The sequence below is a fragment of the Mesorhizobium sp. M0633 genome (assembly GCF_040320645.1).
Classification (GTDB): domain Bacteria; phylum Pseudomonadota; class Alphaproteobacteria; order Rhizobiales; family Rhizobiaceae; genus Mesorhizobium.
In genome coordinates, this window is the sequence record NZ_JAMYQC010000007.1 from 165,795 (window position 1) to 182,237 (window position 16,443).

A 16,443-nucleotide genomic window follows, 5' to 3' on the forward strand; every position below is an offset into this window, starting at 1 on the left:
ATGGTTCGCGAGGTCTGGCCGTCACTAGACCAGCCGCTGGCCACCATCGACATGAAGCACGGTTCCGGTGATGAAGCCGTTGTGCATGAGGGACGTGATGGCCTGGGCAATGTCGGTTGCCTGGCCGATCCGGCCGACGAGCAGACGCTTTGCCATGGCCTCCAGCGCAGCCACCTTTCCGCTGCCGACGACGGCATCCCAAATCGGCGTGTCGACCCAGCCCGGCGAAACGACGTTGACGCGGATCGGCGCCAGTTCGACGGCAAGCGCGTAGGCGAGTGAGCCAAGTGCCCCATTAACGGCTGCCACCACCGAGCCTTTCGCCGCCGGACGATAGGCGGCGATGCCTGAGGTCAGCGTGATCGATCCCCTAGGCGTCAGACGAGGCGCGCCATGCTTGGCAAGAAGAAGCGGTCCGACGACTTTGGAATCCATCACTTTCCGCGCCGCCGAGATGTCCATCTCGGGAAGCAATACATAGACGCCGGTGACGTCGGCGGCGGTCGAGACGATGTGGTCGAGCGTGCCGACCTCCTGGAACAGGCGCTGGACCTCGTCCTCGCTAGTGACGTCGGCTGCGATCGTCCTCAGCCTTTCGGGGTGAGGCACGCGCTGCCGTGCGGCCGACAACCGGTCCTCGGAGCGGCCGACGATCGTAACCTCGGCGCCGGCGGCAAGCTGCTGTTCGGCCAGCGACAGCCCCATGCCGGAACTGCCGCCAACGATCAGGATGCGTTCGTGTTTCGGTGTGGTTTCCTGGTTCATCTTATCTCTCCATGAGGCAGCTCGCCGGGCATGACCACACGCGGCGAGAAACTGAGGCCTTGTCCCGCAAAGGCGTGGAAGAAGGGAAACGGGAAGAAACGAATGCTGCCATCGGAGGTTCCGATGATGGGAGGCCCTTGGGCTTTCGCAAAACCGTCGCTTGCGGCGCTTCGCTACGACGCTGTCTCGGAGAGGACGAACCGCAGCCGCGTTTCGACGGGCGCCAAGGGCAGCGGCACCAGCTCGTAGCCTAGTTCCGTGTAAACGGCGACGAGTGCGTGAAAGGTGCGTTCAGCCTCGTCCATCGTTTGCTTGCGCTCGTTGTCCTGCCGAAAGATTTCTGGCCATGGCGGCGCGACGAAGACGCGCCTGGCATAGCGGAAGCGTCGGGCGGCATTCGTGGCGTGATCGGGAACCGGCACCCCGGTCAGGCGCAGATAGCCAAGAGTGTCCGGCACGCCGCGATCGAAGAAGACCAGGCCGGATTGCTCGCCCGCGATCCGGTAGGAGCGCAACTCCCAAGACAGCATCAACTCGGCGAACAGAGCCGCCAGGGCAGGGCCTTGCCGCCTATCGCCAATTGGTCGTGAATGATGCTGCGCCCGGCTTCGCCCGAGGTTGCGAGGCCTGCCACCTTAAGAGTCGATCAATGTTGTCTTGCCTGAGCCCGGACCGCCGGTCAGCACGAAAAACCGATTGGAATCGTTTCGCATTTCTGATCCATGGATTGGATGGGGGAAGTATGAAGACAGGGATTTTTTGGACCCGTCAGGGCACATGAAAGCCCGGCCGGCGGGGCCTGCTTCTGCATATGTCGAGAGGGAGAAATGGAGGTTTCTGTTGCCAGGTACCTCCGAACCCCGCCTAGAAGTGCGAACCACTAGGGCTTGAATTGAAGCTATCGCACCGCTTACGCGGCGAGACGTGCTTCCGCATAGTTGTCGTTGGCAACTATAAGTTTAGCCCGATAACGGTGGTACAATGCCGGGCAAAAGTACGATCTTTACACCTTCGTCGATCCTATTTCGCCCCCAGCAAAAGCCGCTCCTGAGCAGCGGTTTTTGGTGGAGGCGCCGGGTACCGCCCCCGGGTCCGAACGGCTTATTTCATCGCCTGTTTATCGCCATAGTCGGTCGAGCCGACGAGGCGAATATAGGGACTGACGGTGGAAAATGAAAGGCCGGAATGCCACTTTCGTCCGTGTTAAAGTGGATCATCAAGGGGTTGACTTGCAGCCGGTCTCAACCGAAGCTTTGTGGCGGTGAGGAGACCTAGCGCATACTTGCGGCAGCGCGCCACAATCCTCATTGACCGGATCCCGTGGCGCCGACGAGGGGAAATTCGATGGCCGATTATCTCGCAGACGTAAAGAAATATGATGCGGCGGCGGATGCCGACGCGGTCGCCAAGATCGTCAAGCATCTGGGCATCGCGCTCAGGAACCGCGATTCCTCGCTGGTGTCCTGCACCGACCCGGAGGAACTGAAGCGCGTCAGGAACAGCTGGGTCGCCGGCAAGCTCGGCGTCACCGACGGTGCCAAGGCGGATGCGGCTATCGAAAAGACCTGCAAGGCTATGGCGGCCGACAACAGCAAGAGCCGGGTGACATTCTATTACCTCGTCGCCAAGGATCTGGGCATGCTCGGCTCGCTCTGAGCAACCTCGCCGCCGGTGCTGGTGAGGCTTCTGCTGGAATCGTGTCGCTTTGCTGTGTTCGGCCGACGGTCATTCGGCTATGATGGCTGACAACCCGAATCGGACCGGAGCCGATGCGCCAGTATCTCGACCTTCTGAAGCATGTGCTGGAAAACGGCGCCGATCGCGGCGACCGCACCGGCACCGGAACGCGCTCGGTATTCGGCTACCAGATGCGCTTCGACCTGGCCCGCGGCTTTCCGGTCACCACCACCAAGAAGCTGCACCTGAAGTCGATTATCCACGAGCTTTTGTGGTTCCTGGCCGGCGACACCAACATCAAATATCTCAACGATCACGGCGTCTCGATCTGGGATGAGTGGGCCGACGAGAACGGCGATCTCGGCCCGGTCTATGGCAAACAATGGCGGTCGTGGCCGGACGGCCATGGCGGCGCCATCGACCAGATTGCGAATCTTCTGAAGGAGATACGCAAAAATCCTAATTCGCGGCGGCTGATCGTTTCGGCGTGGAACCCGGCCGAGGTGGAGGCCATGGCCTTGCCGCCCTGCCACTGCCTGTTCCAGTTCTATGTTTCGGAAGGCAAGCTTTCCTGCCAGCTCTACCAGCGTTCGGGCGATATCTTTCTCGGTGTGCCGTTCAACATCGCTTCCTATGCGTTGCTGACGCTGATGGTGGCGCAGGTGACCGGATTGAAACCCGGCGATTTCATCCACACGCTCGGCGACGCGCATCTTTACTCGAACCATTTCGAACAGGCGCGCGAACAATTGCGGCGCACGCCCAAGGCGTTGCCGACGCTGTGGATCAATCCCGAGGTGAAGGATCTCTTTGCCTTCCGCTTCGAGGATTTCCGGCTCGAGAACTATTTCGCCGACGCGACGATCAAGGCGCCGATCGCGGTCTAGCACCATACCTGACCATCCATATCGAAATTGCCTACTGCGGCTGCGCCCTCGGGCGTTGTCAGCATCAATCTCGATCGGCCGACGTCGACCTCACGCGCAATCCCGGGTCGCTGATTTTATGTGAATATTTCCTTCGGCTTCGACGCCGCTGTATCCAACGACGATTATCGCAGGCCGGGAAAACCTCAGCTCAGAATGCCGTCGGCGGTAAAGAGCCTTTCCTTGTTATGTTCACATGGATATATCGATGGACGGCTTCGGGCGTTCTGAGACGAGGAGAGTTTCATGCTGGCGCGCAAAGGTTCGACGACGATTGCCATCGCGGGTCTCGCCGCCATGCTGATGGCCGCGGTGCCGGCGGCCCATGCCGATGACAAGGTGGTCGTGTTTGCCGCGGCGAGCCTGAAGGATGGGCTCGATGCCGTCAACAAGGCCTGCGAGGCCGATGTCGGCGAGGCGGCGACCATTTCCTACGCGGCGAGCTCGGCGCTGGCCAGGCAGATTGAAAGCGGCGCGCCGGCAGACCTGTTCATCTCGGCCGATCTCGACTGGATGAAATATCTTGCCGACAGGAAGCTGACCAAGCCCGGCACCGAAGTGAAATTGCTCGGTAACCAGATCGTGCTGGTTGCGCCGCGGGATTCCAAGGTTGAAACCAGGATCGAAAAGGGTTTCGATCTTGCCAAGCTCGTCGGTGACGGCAAACTTGCCATGGGCGATGTCAAAGCTGTGCCGGCAGGCAAATACGGCAAGGCAGCCCTCGAATCGCTCGGTGCCTGGTCTTCGGTCGAAGGCAAGGTGGCGCAGGCCGAGAATGTCCGCGCCGCTCTAAAACTGGTATCGACCGGCGAGGCAGCACTCGGCATCGTCTACGCCACGGATGCGCATGCGGAACCTGGCGTCAAGGTGGTCGGCACTTTCCCCGCGGGTACCCATCCGCCGATCATCTATCCGGTCGCCCAGCTTGCCGATTCGAAGAGCAGGGATACCCCGGCATTCCTGAAATGCCTGCAATCCGCCAAGGCTGGCGAACTCTTCAAGGCGCAAGGTTTTACAATCCTCGCGCCGAGCAACTGACGTACGGCACCGCACATGAACTGGCTGCTGGATCTCGCTCCCGACGAATGGAATGCGGTCCGGCTGTCGATCAAGGTGGCGACCGTGGCGATGATTGCCAGCCTGCCGCCGGGCATTCTGATCGCTCTTGTGCTTGCCCGCGGCCAGTTCTGGGGCAAGACGCTGCTCAATGGTCTGGTGCATCTGCCGCTGATCCTGCCGCCGGTGGTGACCGGCTATTTGCTGCTTTTGACTTTCGGCAAACGTGGTCCGGCCGGCGCTTTCCTGGCCGAACATTTCGGCATCGTTTTTTCCTTCCGCTGGACTGGCGCCGCGCTCGCCTGCGGCGTGATGGGCTTTCCGCTGATGGTGCGGGCCATCCGGCTGTCTATCGAGGCCGTCGACCGCAAAATCGAGGCGGCCGCCGGCACGCTCGGCGCCAATCCGCTATGGGTATTCGGCACGATCACGCTGCCGCTTATCCTGCCCGGCCTGATCGCCGGTGCGATCCTCTCCTTCGCCAAGGCGATGGGCGAATTCGGCGCGACGATCACCTTTGTCTCCAACATTCCGAACGAGACGCAGACGCTACCGTCGGCGATCTACACTTTCACGCAGGTTCCCGGCGGCGACGCCGGCGCGCTCAGGCTGACGCTGATCTCGATCGTCATCTCGATGGCGGCACTTGTTGCCTCGGAAGTGCTGGCGCGGCGCGTCGGCCGGCGGATGGACATCGAATGACGGTTCAGGTCGACATCAGCCACCGGCTTGGCGATTTCACCGTCAATGCCCGCTTCGAAAGCGCCGGGCGGCTGACTGCGCTGTTCGGGCCTTCCGGCTCCGGAAAGACGACGCTGATCAATTTGATTGCCGGGCTGATCCGCCCCGACAAAGGTCGTATCGCGGCAGACGGCCGCGTGCTGGTCGATAGCGATGCCGGTCTGTTCGTGCCGAAGCACAAACGGCGGATCGGTATGGTGTTCCAGGATGCGCGGCTGTTTCCGCATATGAGCGTGGCGAGCAATCTGCGCTATGGCCGCTGGTTCACGCCGGCTGCCGAGCGTTACGCGGATATCAATGGCGTGGTCGAACTGCTCGGGATCGGCCATTTGCTCGACCGGCGGCCGGCAAAACTCTCCGGTGGCGAGAAGCAGCGTGTGGCAATCGGCAGGGCGCTGCTTGCCAGTCCGAAATTGCTGCTGATGGACGAGCCGCTGGCTTCGCTCGACGAGGGGCGCAAGGCCGAGATCTTGCCTTATATCGAGCGGCTGCGCGACGAGACGAAAATCCCGATCGTCTATGTCAGCCACTCTATCGCCGAAGTGGCGCGGCTGGCGAGCGACGTCGTGGTGCTGATGCAAGGAAAGGTCGCCGCTTCCGGTCCGACCGGAGCGATCATGCAGCGTCTGGATCTATTGCCGGCCGAAGAGCGCGGCGAGGGCGGTGCCGTGCTGGATACCGCGGTTCTGCGCCACGACGAAGCCTTTGGCATGACGGTGCTAGGCTCATTGGCGGGCGAGATCCGGGTGCCGCTTCTGGCAACGCCAGCCGGTGCGCCGGTGCGCGTCCGCATCCGTGCCCGCGACGTGATGATCGCCACCGAGCAGCCGGTTGGCCTCAGCGCGCTCAACATATTGCCGGGCACGATCGTGGCGATAGAGCCGGGCGAAGGGCCTACGGTCGAGATTGGCCTCGACTGCAATGGCGCAACCGTGCTTGCCCGCATCACCGAACAGTCGCGGCAGACACTGGGGCTTCGGCTTGGTCGACAGGTCTTCGCCGTGGTCAAGACGGTGAGCTTCGACCGGGCGAATACCGGCGCCGGCCTGCCCGCCGAGGCGGATGAGTGAACGGCCGATGATTCGCTATATCGTTTTGGAATAGCGGTATCGCTGCAGAACTTGTAGAATAGCGTCACCGCGGAGGAGCAAATGCCGTCGCTGAGTTTGCGGATAAATCTCGATCCAGATGGCCGCATCGGACCGGGCAAGATCGAGCTTCTGGAACAGATCGCCGCCTTCGGCTCGATTTCGGCCGCGGCACGCGGCATGGAGATGTCCTACAAGCACGCCTGGGATCTGGTCGAAGACATGAACCGCGTGTTCGGCAAGCCGCTGGTTGCGGCACAGACGGGCGGCAAAAAAGGCGGTGGCGCCCAGTTGACATCGGTTGGGCTTGCTGTGGTCAGCCGCTTCCGCGCGATCGAGCGGGCTGCGTCTTCAGCAGCGGCGGCGCATATGGAGGCGCTGCAGGCCGAGATCGACGCAGCGTGACGCCGGCGGAATTCATGCCGCGTGTGATCCCTGTTACTTCTTAGGCTCGCCCGGCTTGCGCAGCAGATAGGTGTCCATGATCCAGCCTTTTTTCCGGCGGGCCTGCTCACGGGTGCTCACGATCTTGTCGCCGACGTCGCCAATCCGGCCCGAGATGACGATCTCGTCGGGCGTCCCGAGATAGGCGCCCCAGTGGACGGTGACGTCGTTGTCGTCCAGCGTGTTGAAGGCGCATTTGCCGTCCAGCATGACGATGGTGCTGCCGGCGTTTTCGGGCAGACCTTCCTCGGCGAGCCGGCGGCCGGTGGTGATCAAAATGGCGTCGCCGATCCGGTTCAATGCCATTTTGTGGCTGGCTGCGAGTGCCTGGATGGCGGTGATGCCAGGGATGACCTCCAGCTCGAACGCTACACTGCCTCTGAGGCGCACGCGGTCGAGGATGCGCAGCGCACTGTCGTAGAGCGACGGATCGCCCCAGATCAGGAAGGCGCCGGAGCCATCTTCAGGGAGTTCGTCGCGGATCAGGCCTTCGTAGATCGCGGCGATCGCCTCGTGCCAGTCGTCGACGGTCGAGCGGTAGGAAGGCGCCGGCTCGGCGCGCACCGGCACCTCGAATTCGACACGGCGCGAGTTCGGATTAATGACGAAGCGGTCGCAGATCTGGCGGCGCAATTCGGCGAGATCGTTCTTCTTGGCGCCCTTGTCGGGAATGAACAGCACGTCGGCCCGGTTGAGACCGTTAATGGCCTGGACCGTCATGTGCTCCGGATTGCCGGCGCCGATGCCGATGACGAGAAGCTTGCGCATGGGCGAACTCCTGCCCGATCGGGACCGGCGTGTCTAGACCGACACGACATGCCGGCGGGCGCCGGCGCATTTGCCGAAAGGCTTTGAAACGCCACATTGAACAGCTAGAGTCATGTTGGCATCTCGCCGGGGGAGCTTCCATGTTCCGTTACGTCCTGACCGCAGCCTTGGCGCTCTCGGCTACGCCTGCGCTCGCCAATGATTCGGTCGCCGAACTCGGCACCGGTGGGCTGATCCTTTCGCGCAGCGATGCGGTGGCGATGGAAAGCGAGGATCTCTACATCTCGCCGGAAAAGGTGACGGTCGACTACGTCTTCCGCAACAACACCGACAAGGATGTCGATGCGATCGTCGCCTTTCCGATGCCCGACATCGAAGGCGATCCCGAAGAAATACCGGCGATTCCGGAGGCGCAGAGCGACAATTTCCTCGGCTTCGAAGTGACGATCGACGGGGTGCCGGCAAAGCCGCAGCTCGAGCAGAAGGTGTTCGCGCTCGGCATCGACATCGGCGCTGACCTGAAGGCGCAGGCCGTGCCATTCTATCCGTTCGGCGATGGGGCCAAGGCAGCGCTGGCAAAGCTGCCGCAAGCGGTCGCCGACGACTGGGTCAACCGCGGCATCATCATCGAGGACACTGCCGACGACGGTTCGGGCATGAAGACCGTCTATACGCCGTTCTGGCAATTGCGCTCGACCTATTGGTGGCGCTCGACGTTTCCGGCCAACAAGGCGGTCCATGTCTCGCATCGCTACAAGCCGAGCGTCGGCGGCACCTCCTCGGTCAGCTTCTTCTATGACGGCCAGTTCCAGGGTCAGTATGCCGCCTACAAGACACGCTACTGCATGGACGATGCCTTCGAGAATGCCGTGCGCAAGGCAGCCAAGGACGATCCCGACGGCTACCCCAAATATTTCGAGAACCGCATCGCCTATATCCTGACCACGGGCGGCAACTGGGCGTCGGGAAACATCGGCACGTTCAAGCTGACCGTCGACAAGGGCGATCCGAAGAACCTGGTCTCGTTTTGCGGCGAAAACGTCAGGAAGATCGGACCGACGACGTTCGAGATGAAGGCGCAGAACTTCTACCCCGAGCACGACATCGACATATTGCTGCTGGAGCCATCCGATGGCGGAAACGGCGGCTGATGGACCTCGCGATTTATGTCGCCATCGCCGAGAACGGCGTGATCGGGCGCGAGGGTGGGTTGCCGTGGCGGCTGTCCACCGATCTCAAGCGGTTCAAAGCCGATACGATGGGCAAGCCCATCATCATGGGCCGCAAGACCTATGAAGGCATCGGCCGCCCATTGCCGGGCAGGCTCAACATCGTGGTGACACGAGACAGGGCATGGCGCGCCGAGGGCGTCGAAGTCGCGCACTCGATCGAGGACGCAATCGCGCTGGCGACGGTGCGCGGGCGCTGCATGGCCGGCGCCGACGAGATCTGCGTCATCGGCGGCGGCGAGATCTACGCTCAGGCGCTGCCGTTGGCCGATCGGCTGCACGTGACCCATGTTCTGGCCGCGGTCGACGGCGATGCCCATTTCCCGCCGATCGATCCGGCGCTGTGGCGGATCGTCCGCTCGCAGGAGGTGGAGGCTGGCGAAAAGGACAGCCATGCGACACGCTATTCGGTTTACGAGCGGCGCCGCGACGTGCATTGAAGGCGACAAAGGGGTCGCGACAGGTCTAGATGGACCCAAAAGGCGGACAGTGGCGGCAGCCGATCGCGTTGAAAGCGTGCCGCTGCATCCCTATAGAATAATAATATTGGATTTTGCGCCGGTGAGCCGGCGCTTGAGGGAATTCCAAGCGAAAGGACATTCATGCCCTGGAACGACAAGAGCGGCGGCGGCGGCCCGTGGGGCGGCGGCAACAATCAGGGGCCTTGGGGTCAGGGACCAAAAGGACCCAGCGGCCCGCAGGGCTCGCCTCCCGATCTCGAGGATATCATCCGGCGCGGGCAGGACAGGTTGCGGCGCGCGCTGCCGGGCGGCGGTGGCGCGAGCCCTGCCGTGTTCGGGCTGATTGCCGCGGCGCTGGTGGTGCTATGGGCGTTCAAGGCGGTCTACACCGTGCAGCCCGACGAAGTTGCGGTGGAACTCAGGTTCGGCAAGCCGAAGGCGGAGCTGTCGCAGCCTGGCCTGCATTTCCATTGGTGGCCCATCGAAACGGTCGAGACCGCCAACATCGCCGAGCAGCTTGTCAGTATCGGCGGCGGCAGTTCCAGCGGCAATGGCCTGATGCTTTCCGGCGACCAGAACATCGTCAATGTGCAGTTCTCTGTGGCCTATCAGGTCTCCGACCCTAAGGCCTATCTATTCGACGTGTCCGACCCGGACGGCATGCTGCAGCAGGTCGCCGAAAGCGCGATGCGCGAAGCGGTCGGCCGGCGCCCGGCGCAGGACATTTTCCGCGACGACCGGCAAGGCATCGCGGCGTCGGTGCGTGAGATCATCCAGACGACGCTGGATGGTTACAAGGCCGGCCTCAACGTCAACGCCATTTCGATCGAGGACGCCGCGCCACCGCGCGAGGTGGCAGACGCGTTCGACGAGGTGCAGCGCGCCGAGCAGGACGAGGACAAGTTCGTCGAGCAGGCCAATCAGTATTCCAATCAGAAGCTCGGCCAGGCACGCGGTGCGGCCGCACAGATCCGCGAAGACGCGGCCGCCTACAAAAACCGGGTCGTGCAGGAGGCCGAAGGCGAGGCGCAGCGCTTCATCTCGGTTTATGACGAATATGCCAAGGCGCCGGAGGTGACGCGCAAGCGACTCTACCTGGAAACGATGGAGAGGGTGCTGAAGGATTCGAGCAAGGTCATCGTCGAGCAAGGCAACGGGCAAGGGGTCGTTCCCTACCTGCCGCTGCCGGCATTGCAGCAGAAGGCGCCGACACCGACCACCGGAGGAAACCAGTGATGGCCAACCGTCTTCCCGTCATTGCGGTCATCGCCGCGGTCATCCTGTTCCTGCTCTACTCGTCGGTCTTCGTCGTCAATGCGCGCCAGCAGGCGCTGGTGCTCAGGTTCGGCGAAATCGTCGACGTCAAGAACCAGCCGGGCATCTATTTCAAGGCGCCATTCTCCTTCTTCGATGCCGACACCGTGCAGCTGATCGAAAACAGGGTCCTGCGCTTCGACCTCGACAACATCCGTGTCCAGGTTTCGGGCGGCAAATTCTATGAGGTCGATGCCTTTATCGCCTATCGTATCTCGGATCCGCGCGTGTTCCGCGCCGCGGTGTCCGGCCAGATCGAACTGGCCGAGGCCCGGCTGAGGACGCGTCTCGACGCCGCCTTGCGCCGCGTCTATGGCCTGCGAGACTTCGAGGCGGCGCTCTCGGAAGAGCGCGCGGTGATGATGCGCGAGGTGCGCGATCAGCTGAGGCCCGATGCCACCTCGCTTGGCCTGCAGATCGAGGATGTCCGCATCCGCCGCACCGATCTCACGGCCGAAGTCTCGCAGCAGACCTTCGATCGCATGAAGGCCGAACGTCTCGCCGAAGCCGAGCGGCTGAGGGCGCGAGGCAATGAGGCAGCGCAGCGGATCAGGGCTCGCGCCGACCGCGAAGTGGTCGAAATCGTCGCCGAAGCGCAAAAAGAGTCTGAAATCCTGCGCGGTGAAGGTGAAGCCCAGCGCAGTGCCACGTTTGCCGGGGCCTATCAGCGCGATCCGGCCTTCTTCGATTTCTATCGGTCGATGAATGCCTATGGCACGGCGCTGAACAGCGCCGGAACGACGATGGTGCTGTCGCCGAATTCCGAGTTCTTCCGCTTCTTCCGCGACCCGGACAGCAAGGAAACGCCTGTGGCACCGGCGGCACCAGCGCCAGCACCTGCCGCTCCCGCCCCACCGGCAGCGCAGCCAAGCACCGGCCAGTAGGGCCGGTGCAGGGATAGCCGGCGTAACAGAGGATTTATTCTCTGGCGGTAGCCATAGCCGCAAACGTGCCTTATTTCTTGCCAACATGACGCGGACCGGCATTTTTGCCGAAGCGGTTTTTTTTCAGAACACCCGGAGGCCTTTCGATGACATCCACCACCCTTCTGCGTGCAGCGAGGCGGACGTTCATCGCCGGGGCCGCTGCGCTTCTGGTCGGCGCCGTTGCCGTTCCGTCGTTCGTGGCGCCGACGATGGCAGCCGACGGGCCGCCCTCGGTTGCCGATCTCGCCGCCGGCCTGCTTGGCGCCGTGGTCAACATCTCGACGTCGCAGACTGTTAAAGGCACTGAGGGGCCGGGCGCAGTGCCGATGCCGCAGCTGCCGGAGGGCTCGCCCTTCCAGGACTTCTTCGACGATTTCTTCAAGAACCGTGGCGGCGACAAGGGCGGCGGCGGGCAAAAGGTGCAGTCGCTGGGCTCCGGCTTCGTGGTCGACGCCGAGCAGGGCATCGTGGTGACCAACAACCACGTCATTGCCGATGCCGACGACATCGAGGTGAATTTCTCCGATGGGGTGACGCTCAAGGCGACGCTGGTCGGCACCGACACCAAGACCGATGTCGCGGTGCTGAAGGTCGATCCGAAAGGGCACAAGCTGACGGCGGTGAAGTTCGGCGATTCCAACACGATGCGTGTCGGCGACTGGGTGATGGCGATCGGCAATCCGTTCGGTCTCGGCGGCACGGTGACGGTCGGCATCGTCTCGGCACGCAATCGCGACATCAATTCCGGCCCGTATGACGACTTCATCCAGACCGATGCCGCGATCAACCGCGGCAATTCCGGCGGACCGCTGTTCAACAGCAGCGGCGAGGTCATCGGCATCAACACGGCAATCATCTCGCCATCGGGCGGCTCGATCGGCATCGGCTTCTCGATCCCGTCGCAGCTTGCCTCGGGCGTCGTCGACCAGCTTCGCCAGTTCGGCGAGACGCGGCGCGGCTGGCTCGGCGTGCGCATCCAGCCGGTGACCGACGACATTGCCGAAAGCCTGGGCATGGCGACCGCCAAGGGCGCGCTGGTCGCCGGCGTCATCAAGGGCGGGCCGGTCGACAACGGCACAATCCAGGCCGGCGACGTCATCATCAAATTTGACGGCAAGGACATCCATGAAATGCGCGACCTGCCGCGCGTCGTGGCGGAGAGCCCGGTCGGCAAGGCGGTCGACGTGATCATCGTGCGCAAAGGGGTCGAGCAGACCGTCAAGGTGACGCTCGGCCGGCTCGAGGACGGCGAAAAGCTTGCCAGCGGCGGTGAAAACGGCAACACCGACCAGGACGATGCCGACAAGGCGCCTGCGGTTTCGACGGCTGCCGTGCTCGGCATGACGATCGGCGAGCTCAATGAGGAGACGCGCACGAAGTTCGGCATTGCCGCCGACGTCTCCGGCGTCGTCGTGACCGACGTCTCCAAGGATTCGGCGGCTGCCGAACGCGGCATCCAGCCGGGCGAAGTGATCACCGAGATCGCGCAGGAATCGGTCGCAACGCCCAAGGACGTCATGGACCGGATCGGCGCGCTGAAGGAGCAGGGGCGCAAGAACGCGCTTTTGATGCTGGCGTCGAAGACCGGCGAGCTGAGGTTTGTGACAATCCGGATGGATTGAGTCCGGAAGAGCCTGCAACACTCTGATCTTGAAACGAAAAAGGGCGGCTAGCGGGCCGCTCTTTATCTTGCCTGCCAGTCTGTGCGTGACAGCCTGTAGAAGAGATGTCGCCTGAGTGCGGTGTGGCTGTCCGGAACACCGGGATGGTCGAAGTCGGAGGCCGGGTCGGCGATCATGCCTAGGCGCTCCATGACGGCAGTGGACCGGCTGTTATCCTTGACTGCGAGGGACACGATTTCGTCGAGGCCAAGTCTTTCAAAGCCATAGGTGAGCCAGGCTTCGGCTGCTTCGGTGACATAGCCGCGGCCCCAGAATTCGGGTGCCAGCCGCCAGCCGATCTCGATCGTGCCGGGCGGCAGGAATGGCAAATGATCGGTTCGGGTTATGCCGACGAAGCCGATGCATTCACCTGTGGCTGCGATCTCAGCGGCCGCGAAGCCGAAGCCGTCGCGATCGATAGCCGCGCGCAACTCCTCCATCTTGGCGTCCGACTGGGCACGGTCACGCCGAAACGGAAAGAATTCCATGACGCGCTCGTCGGAATTGATGCGATGGAAGAGCTCGCGGTCACGATCTCCCCAGTTGCGCAGGATCAGGCGCTCGGTGCGGATCGGCGTCATTCGACAAATTCCTCCCGGCGATAACCCTGCAGATAAAGCAAGGCGGTGAGGTCGCCGTGGTCGATGCGGATCTTTGCCTCGGCTGCCACGGCCGGCTTGGCATGCAAGGCGACGCCGATGCCGGCAAGACGGATCATGTCGAGATCGTTGGCGCCGTCGCCGACGGCAATGGCATCGGCAGGCGTCAGGCCGAGGCGGGCGGAAATCTCGATAAGGGCTTCGGCCTTGGCGGCGCGGCCGAGGATCGGTTCGGCGACCAAGCCGGTGAAGCGGCGATCCTGCTCGATCAGGCGGTTGGCGCGATTTTCGTGAAAGCCGAGCAATGCTGCGATGCGGGTGGTGAAGATGTCGAAACCACCGGAGATCAGCGCCGTCCAGGCGCCATTGGCCGCCATTGTCTGGACGAGCGTGCGGCCGCCGGAGGCTAGCGTCAGGCGATTGTCGATGATGCGGTCGATGATTGCGGCATCGAGACCCTTGAGCAGCGCCACGCGCTCGCGCAAGGCCGGCTCGAATGCGATCTCGCCGTTCATGGATAGCGCCGTGATGGCGGCGACGCGATCCTTGACGCCGATCTCGTCGGCAAGCTCGTCGATGCATTCCTGGTCGATCATCGTCGAATCCATGTCGGCGATCAGGATCTTCTTGCGCCTGTTCTCAGCCGGCTGGACGGCCACGTCGATCGGTTCGGAAGCAAGCGCGGCCTGCAGGCGCGCCGTTATTTCGGAAGCGTCGGCGGTCTCCGGCAAGTCGAGTTCGCAGGCGATGCCTTCGGCCAGCCAGCGAACAGCGCTTGCGCCGACCGACCGCGAGGCCATATTCGCTAGCGTCGGCGTCAATGCGCGGCCGGCGGGATGGGATAGAAGCGTGGCGATCAGCGGCATCGAAAATTCCAGCGGACAGGCGGGCGAAGGCCGCGTGAAGAACGCGATCCTGATAGCCGGGCCGACCGCCAGCGGCAAGTCGGCGCTCGCACTCGACCTCGCCGAGCGCAATGGCGGTGTCATCGTCAACACCGATTCTATGCAAGGCTATTCGGTGCTCGACGTGCTGACGGCGCGGCCTGGTCCTGCCGAACTCGCCCGCGTCCCCCACTTTCTTTATGGACACGTCGATCCGTCCACCGCCTATTCCACCGGCGCCTGGTTGCGTGATGTCACGAAGCTGATCGATGACGGCACGCTCTCGGAGCGGCCAGTGATTTTCGTCGGCGGTACCGGGCTTTATTTCCGGGCGCTCACGGAAGGTATCTCGGAGATGCCCGACATTCCGAAGTCGATCCGCGATCGCTGGCGCTACGAGCTCCAGGAACAGGGCGCAGTGAGATTGCACCGCATCCTGTTGCGCGAGGATTCTGCGGCCGGCATGATGCTTAAGCCGACGGATGGCCAGCGCATCGTGCGGGCGCTGGAGGTGCTCGACGCGTCGGGGCGTTCCATCCTGGACTGGCAGGCCGCGCGTGGCCGGCCGTTGATCGACAGGAGCAGCGCGCGCTTTTTCGTCATCGAGCCGGAGCGAGCGGCGCTGGTGGAGCGGATCGATGCTCGCTTCGACCGCATGCTGGACAAGGGGGCACTGGACGAGGTGAAACAGCTTTCAGCGCTCGGCCTCGATCCCGACCTGCCGGCGATGAAAGCAATCGGTGTTCGCGAGCTTCAGGCCGCGCTGGCCGGCGCCTTCAGTTTTCCCGAGGCCATCGAGCGCGCGAAAATCGCGACGCGGCAATATGCCAAACGGCAGGCGACCTGGTTCAGGCACCAATTGGGCCCGGAATGGCAGAGATTGCGTCCTGGTGAGGGGATCGACTCGATGCTCTCACTCCCTCGTTCGAGCGCAACCTGAAAAGTCGACACCGAGGGGACATTTCGCGTTGAAGTTGTCCAGGTTAACTGTCCGTAAGTTCCCGCATGCCATAAGATCGTTACGAACTTTCCAACGGGGAGCAGATGCGTTTCCACAAGGCGGAATCAGCCTTTTTCGTCTTTATTTTTGTGATCCTGGCCGCCGGCCTGGTGACGCTTTACGCCTATGGGCTCCTGCAAACCCTGGCCGCCGACATTAGCAATACGCCTTCGGAACTCGATGAAATCGTCTATCTCAACAAGCTGCTGTTTGCGACGGGCGTGCTGCTGGCGACTGCGCTGTTCTTCGGCATTTTCTTCATCTACCCGCTGATCCGAAAGCAGGCGACGGAAGAAGGCAAGCTGCGCGCCATGACCGTTTCGCTCAGCGCGCGTTCGGAAACGCTAGAGCACGCGGCGCTCACCGACAGCCTCACCGGCATGCAGAACCGGCGTTATTTCGACGATGCGCTGAAGGAATATCTCGAAGAGTTCCGTCGCATCGAGAAACCAGTAGGGCTGATGATCCTCGACCTCGACCATTTCAAGCAGGTCAACGACAGCCACGGCCACGATGTCGGCGACGAGGTGTTGCGGGCGGTCGCCAACTGTCTCAAGGACATGACACGCTATCACGACGTGGTGGCGCGCCTGGGCGGCGAGGAGTTCGCGGTGGTCACGCCCAATATGGACGCCGAGCTGCTATCCAAATTCGCGGAGCGCATCCGCAAGGCGATCGCCAACATGTCGGTGCTGACGGGCAATGTCCGACTGAAAATCACCACCAGCGTCGGGCTTGCCGTCTGGGATCGCAAGGAAACCGCCGAGGAGTTCTATCGCCGCGCCGATCGCCAGCTCTATGAGGCGAAGAGGCAAGGGCGCAACCGCGTCTGTGCCTGAAATTCCGTCATTGAATTCCTGATGCCGGCCGTCTGGTATCGTTTTCTGCGTTTCCGGTGCACGCA

General features: G+C 62.7%; 17 protein-coding genes, 1 other RNA gene and 1 pseudogene. 13 read left to right on the forward strand and 6 right to left on the reverse strand.

Annotated features, from left to right (window positions below; translation table 11 throughout):
• Nucleotides 1-24: 24 nt before the first annotated feature.
• The 3 genes and pseudogenes from NKI47_RS09815 to ssrA all read right to left on the reverse strand — a co-directional run bounded on the left by NKI47_RS09815 (nt 25) and on the right by ssrA (nt 1,947).
• Nucleotides 25-765 (reverse strand): SDR family oxidoreductase, encoded by a 741-nt coding sequence (locus NKI47_RS09815; protein WP_031211759.1) that lies wholly within the window; start codon nt 763-765, stop codon nt 25-27.
• Nucleotides 766-938: 173 nt separating this feature from the next.
• Nucleotides 939-1,478 (reverse strand): annotated as a pseudogene (locus NKI47_RS09820) (AAA family ATPase).
• 113 nt (nt 1,479-1,591) lie between these two features.
• Nucleotides 1,592-1,947, reverse strand: a transfer-messenger RNA (tmRNA) gene (ssrA, locus tag NKI47_RS09825).
• Between the two features lie 162 nt (nt 1,948-2,109).
• On the opposite strand from ssrA, the gene NKI47_RS09830 reads away from it, so the two are divergent.
• The 6 genes from NKI47_RS09830 to NKI47_RS09855 all read left to right on the forward strand — a co-directional run bounded on the left by NKI47_RS09830 (nt 2,110) and on the right by NKI47_RS09855 (nt 6,658).
• Nucleotides 2,110-2,421: a DUF2853 family protein gene (locus NKI47_RS09830; RefSeq protein WP_023676702.1), complete on the forward strand. Its 312-nt coding sequence runs from the start codon at nt 2,110-2,112 to the stop codon at nt 2,419-2,421.
• Between the two features lie 113 nt (nt 2,422-2,534).
• Nucleotides 2,535-3,329, forward strand: a complete 795-nt coding sequence (locus tag NKI47_RS09835) for a thymidylate synthase (RefSeq protein WP_023676701.1) — start codon at nt 2,535-2,537, stop codon at nt 3,327-3,329.
• Nucleotides 3,330-3,614: 285 nt separating this feature from the next.
• Nucleotides 3,615-4,406 (forward strand): molybdate ABC transporter substrate-binding protein, encoded by a 792-nt coding sequence (gene modA / locus NKI47_RS09840; protein WP_352589558.1) that lies wholly within the window; start codon nt 3,615-3,617, stop codon nt 4,404-4,406.
• 15 nt (nt 4,407-4,421) lie between these two features.
• Nucleotides 4,422-5,126 (forward strand): molybdate ABC transporter permease subunit, encoded by a 705-nt coding sequence (gene modB, locus NKI47_RS09845; RefSeq protein WP_023676699.1) that lies wholly within the window; start codon nt 4,422-4,424, stop codon nt 5,124-5,126.
• A complete protein-coding gene (gene modC, locus NKI47_RS09850; protein ID WP_352589561.1) occupies nt 5,123-6,235 on the forward strand; it encodes a molybdenum ABC transporter ATP-binding protein in 1,113 nt (370 codons plus the stop codon). Before modB ends, modC begins: the two co-directional genes overlap by 4 nt.
• 81 nt (nt 6,236-6,316) lie before the next feature.
• Nucleotides 6,317-6,658 (forward strand): winged helix-turn-helix domain-containing protein, encoded by a 342-nt coding sequence (locus NKI47_RS09855; RefSeq protein WP_023676697.1) that lies wholly within the window; start codon nt 6,317-6,319, stop codon nt 6,656-6,658.
• Nucleotides 6,659-6,691: 33 nt separating this feature from the next.
• Here NKI47_RS09855 and cobF read toward each other — a convergent pair whose 3' ends face one another.
• Nucleotides 6,692-7,465, reverse strand: a complete 774-nt coding sequence (cobF, locus tag NKI47_RS09860) for a precorrin-6A synthase (deacetylating) (RefSeq protein ID WP_352589564.1) — start codon at nt 7,463-7,465, stop codon at nt 6,692-6,694.
• 140 nt (nt 7,466-7,605) lie between these two features.
• On the opposite strand from cobF, the gene NKI47_RS09865 reads away from it, so the two are divergent.
• The 5 genes from NKI47_RS09865 (at nt 7,606) to NKI47_RS09885 (ending at nt 13,017) form a co-directional block, all read left to right on the forward strand.
• Nucleotides 7,606-8,616 (forward strand): DUF4424 domain-containing protein, encoded by a 1,011-nt coding sequence (locus NKI47_RS09865; protein ID WP_352589567.1) that lies wholly within the window; start codon nt 7,606-7,608, stop codon nt 8,614-8,616.
• On the forward strand, nt 8,616-9,134 hold the full coding sequence (locus tag NKI47_RS09870; protein ID WP_023676694.1) for a dihydrofolate reductase: 519 nt from the start codon (nt 8,616-8,618) through the stop codon (nt 9,132-9,134). The genes NKI47_RS09865 and NKI47_RS09870 overlap by 1 nt, the downstream gene beginning before the upstream one ends.
• Before the next feature lie 162 nt (nt 9,135-9,296).
• On the forward strand, nt 9,297-10,391 hold the full coding sequence (hflK, locus tag NKI47_RS09875) for an FtsH protease activity modulator HflK (RefSeq protein ID WP_352589570.1): 1,095 nt from the start codon (nt 9,297-9,299) through the stop codon (nt 10,389-10,391).
• Entirely contained in the window at nt 10,391-11,353 is a 963-nt protein-coding gene (hflC, locus tag NKI47_RS09880; RefSeq protein WP_023676692.1) for a protease modulator HflC, read from the forward strand. The genes hflK and hflC overlap by 1 nt, the downstream gene beginning before the upstream one ends.
• Before the next feature lie 146 nt (nt 11,354-11,499).
• Nucleotides 11,500-13,017: a DegQ family serine endoprotease gene (locus NKI47_RS09885; RefSeq protein ID WP_352575150.1), complete on the forward strand. Its 1,518-nt coding sequence runs from the start codon at nt 11,500-11,502 to the stop codon at nt 13,015-13,017.
• A gap of 62 nt (nt 13,018-13,079) precedes the next feature.
• Here NKI47_RS09885 and NKI47_RS09890 read toward each other — a convergent pair whose 3' ends face one another.
• Together NKI47_RS09890 and serB are read right to left on the reverse strand one after the other, a co-directional pair.
• Nucleotides 13,080-13,637, reverse strand: coding sequence for a GNAT family N-acetyltransferase (locus NKI47_RS09890; protein ID WP_352589573.1), 558 nt, complete (start codon nt 13,635-13,637; stop codon nt 13,080-13,082).
• Complete coding sequence (gene serB / locus NKI47_RS09895; RefSeq protein WP_352450067.1) at nt 13,634-14,521, reverse strand: phosphoserine phosphatase SerB; 888 nt, start codon at nt 14,519-14,521, stop codon at nt 13,634-13,636. The genes NKI47_RS09890 and serB overlap by 4 nt, the downstream gene beginning before the upstream one ends.
• On the opposite strand from serB, the gene miaA reads away from it, so the two are divergent.
• Nucleotides 14,511-15,479, forward strand: coding sequence for a tRNA (adenosine(37)-N6)-dimethylallyltransferase MiaA (miaA, locus tag NKI47_RS09900; protein WP_352589732.1), 969 nt, complete (start codon nt 14,511-14,513; stop codon nt 15,477-15,479). The genes serB and miaA overlap by 11 nt on opposite strands.
• A 104-nt stretch (nt 15,480-15,583) precedes the next feature.
• Nucleotides 15,584-16,378, forward strand: a complete 795-nt coding sequence (locus NKI47_RS09905; RefSeq protein ID WP_023676688.1) for a GGDEF domain-containing protein — start codon at nt 15,584-15,586, stop codon at nt 16,376-16,378.
• Nucleotides 16,379-16,443: the final 65 nt, after the last annotated feature.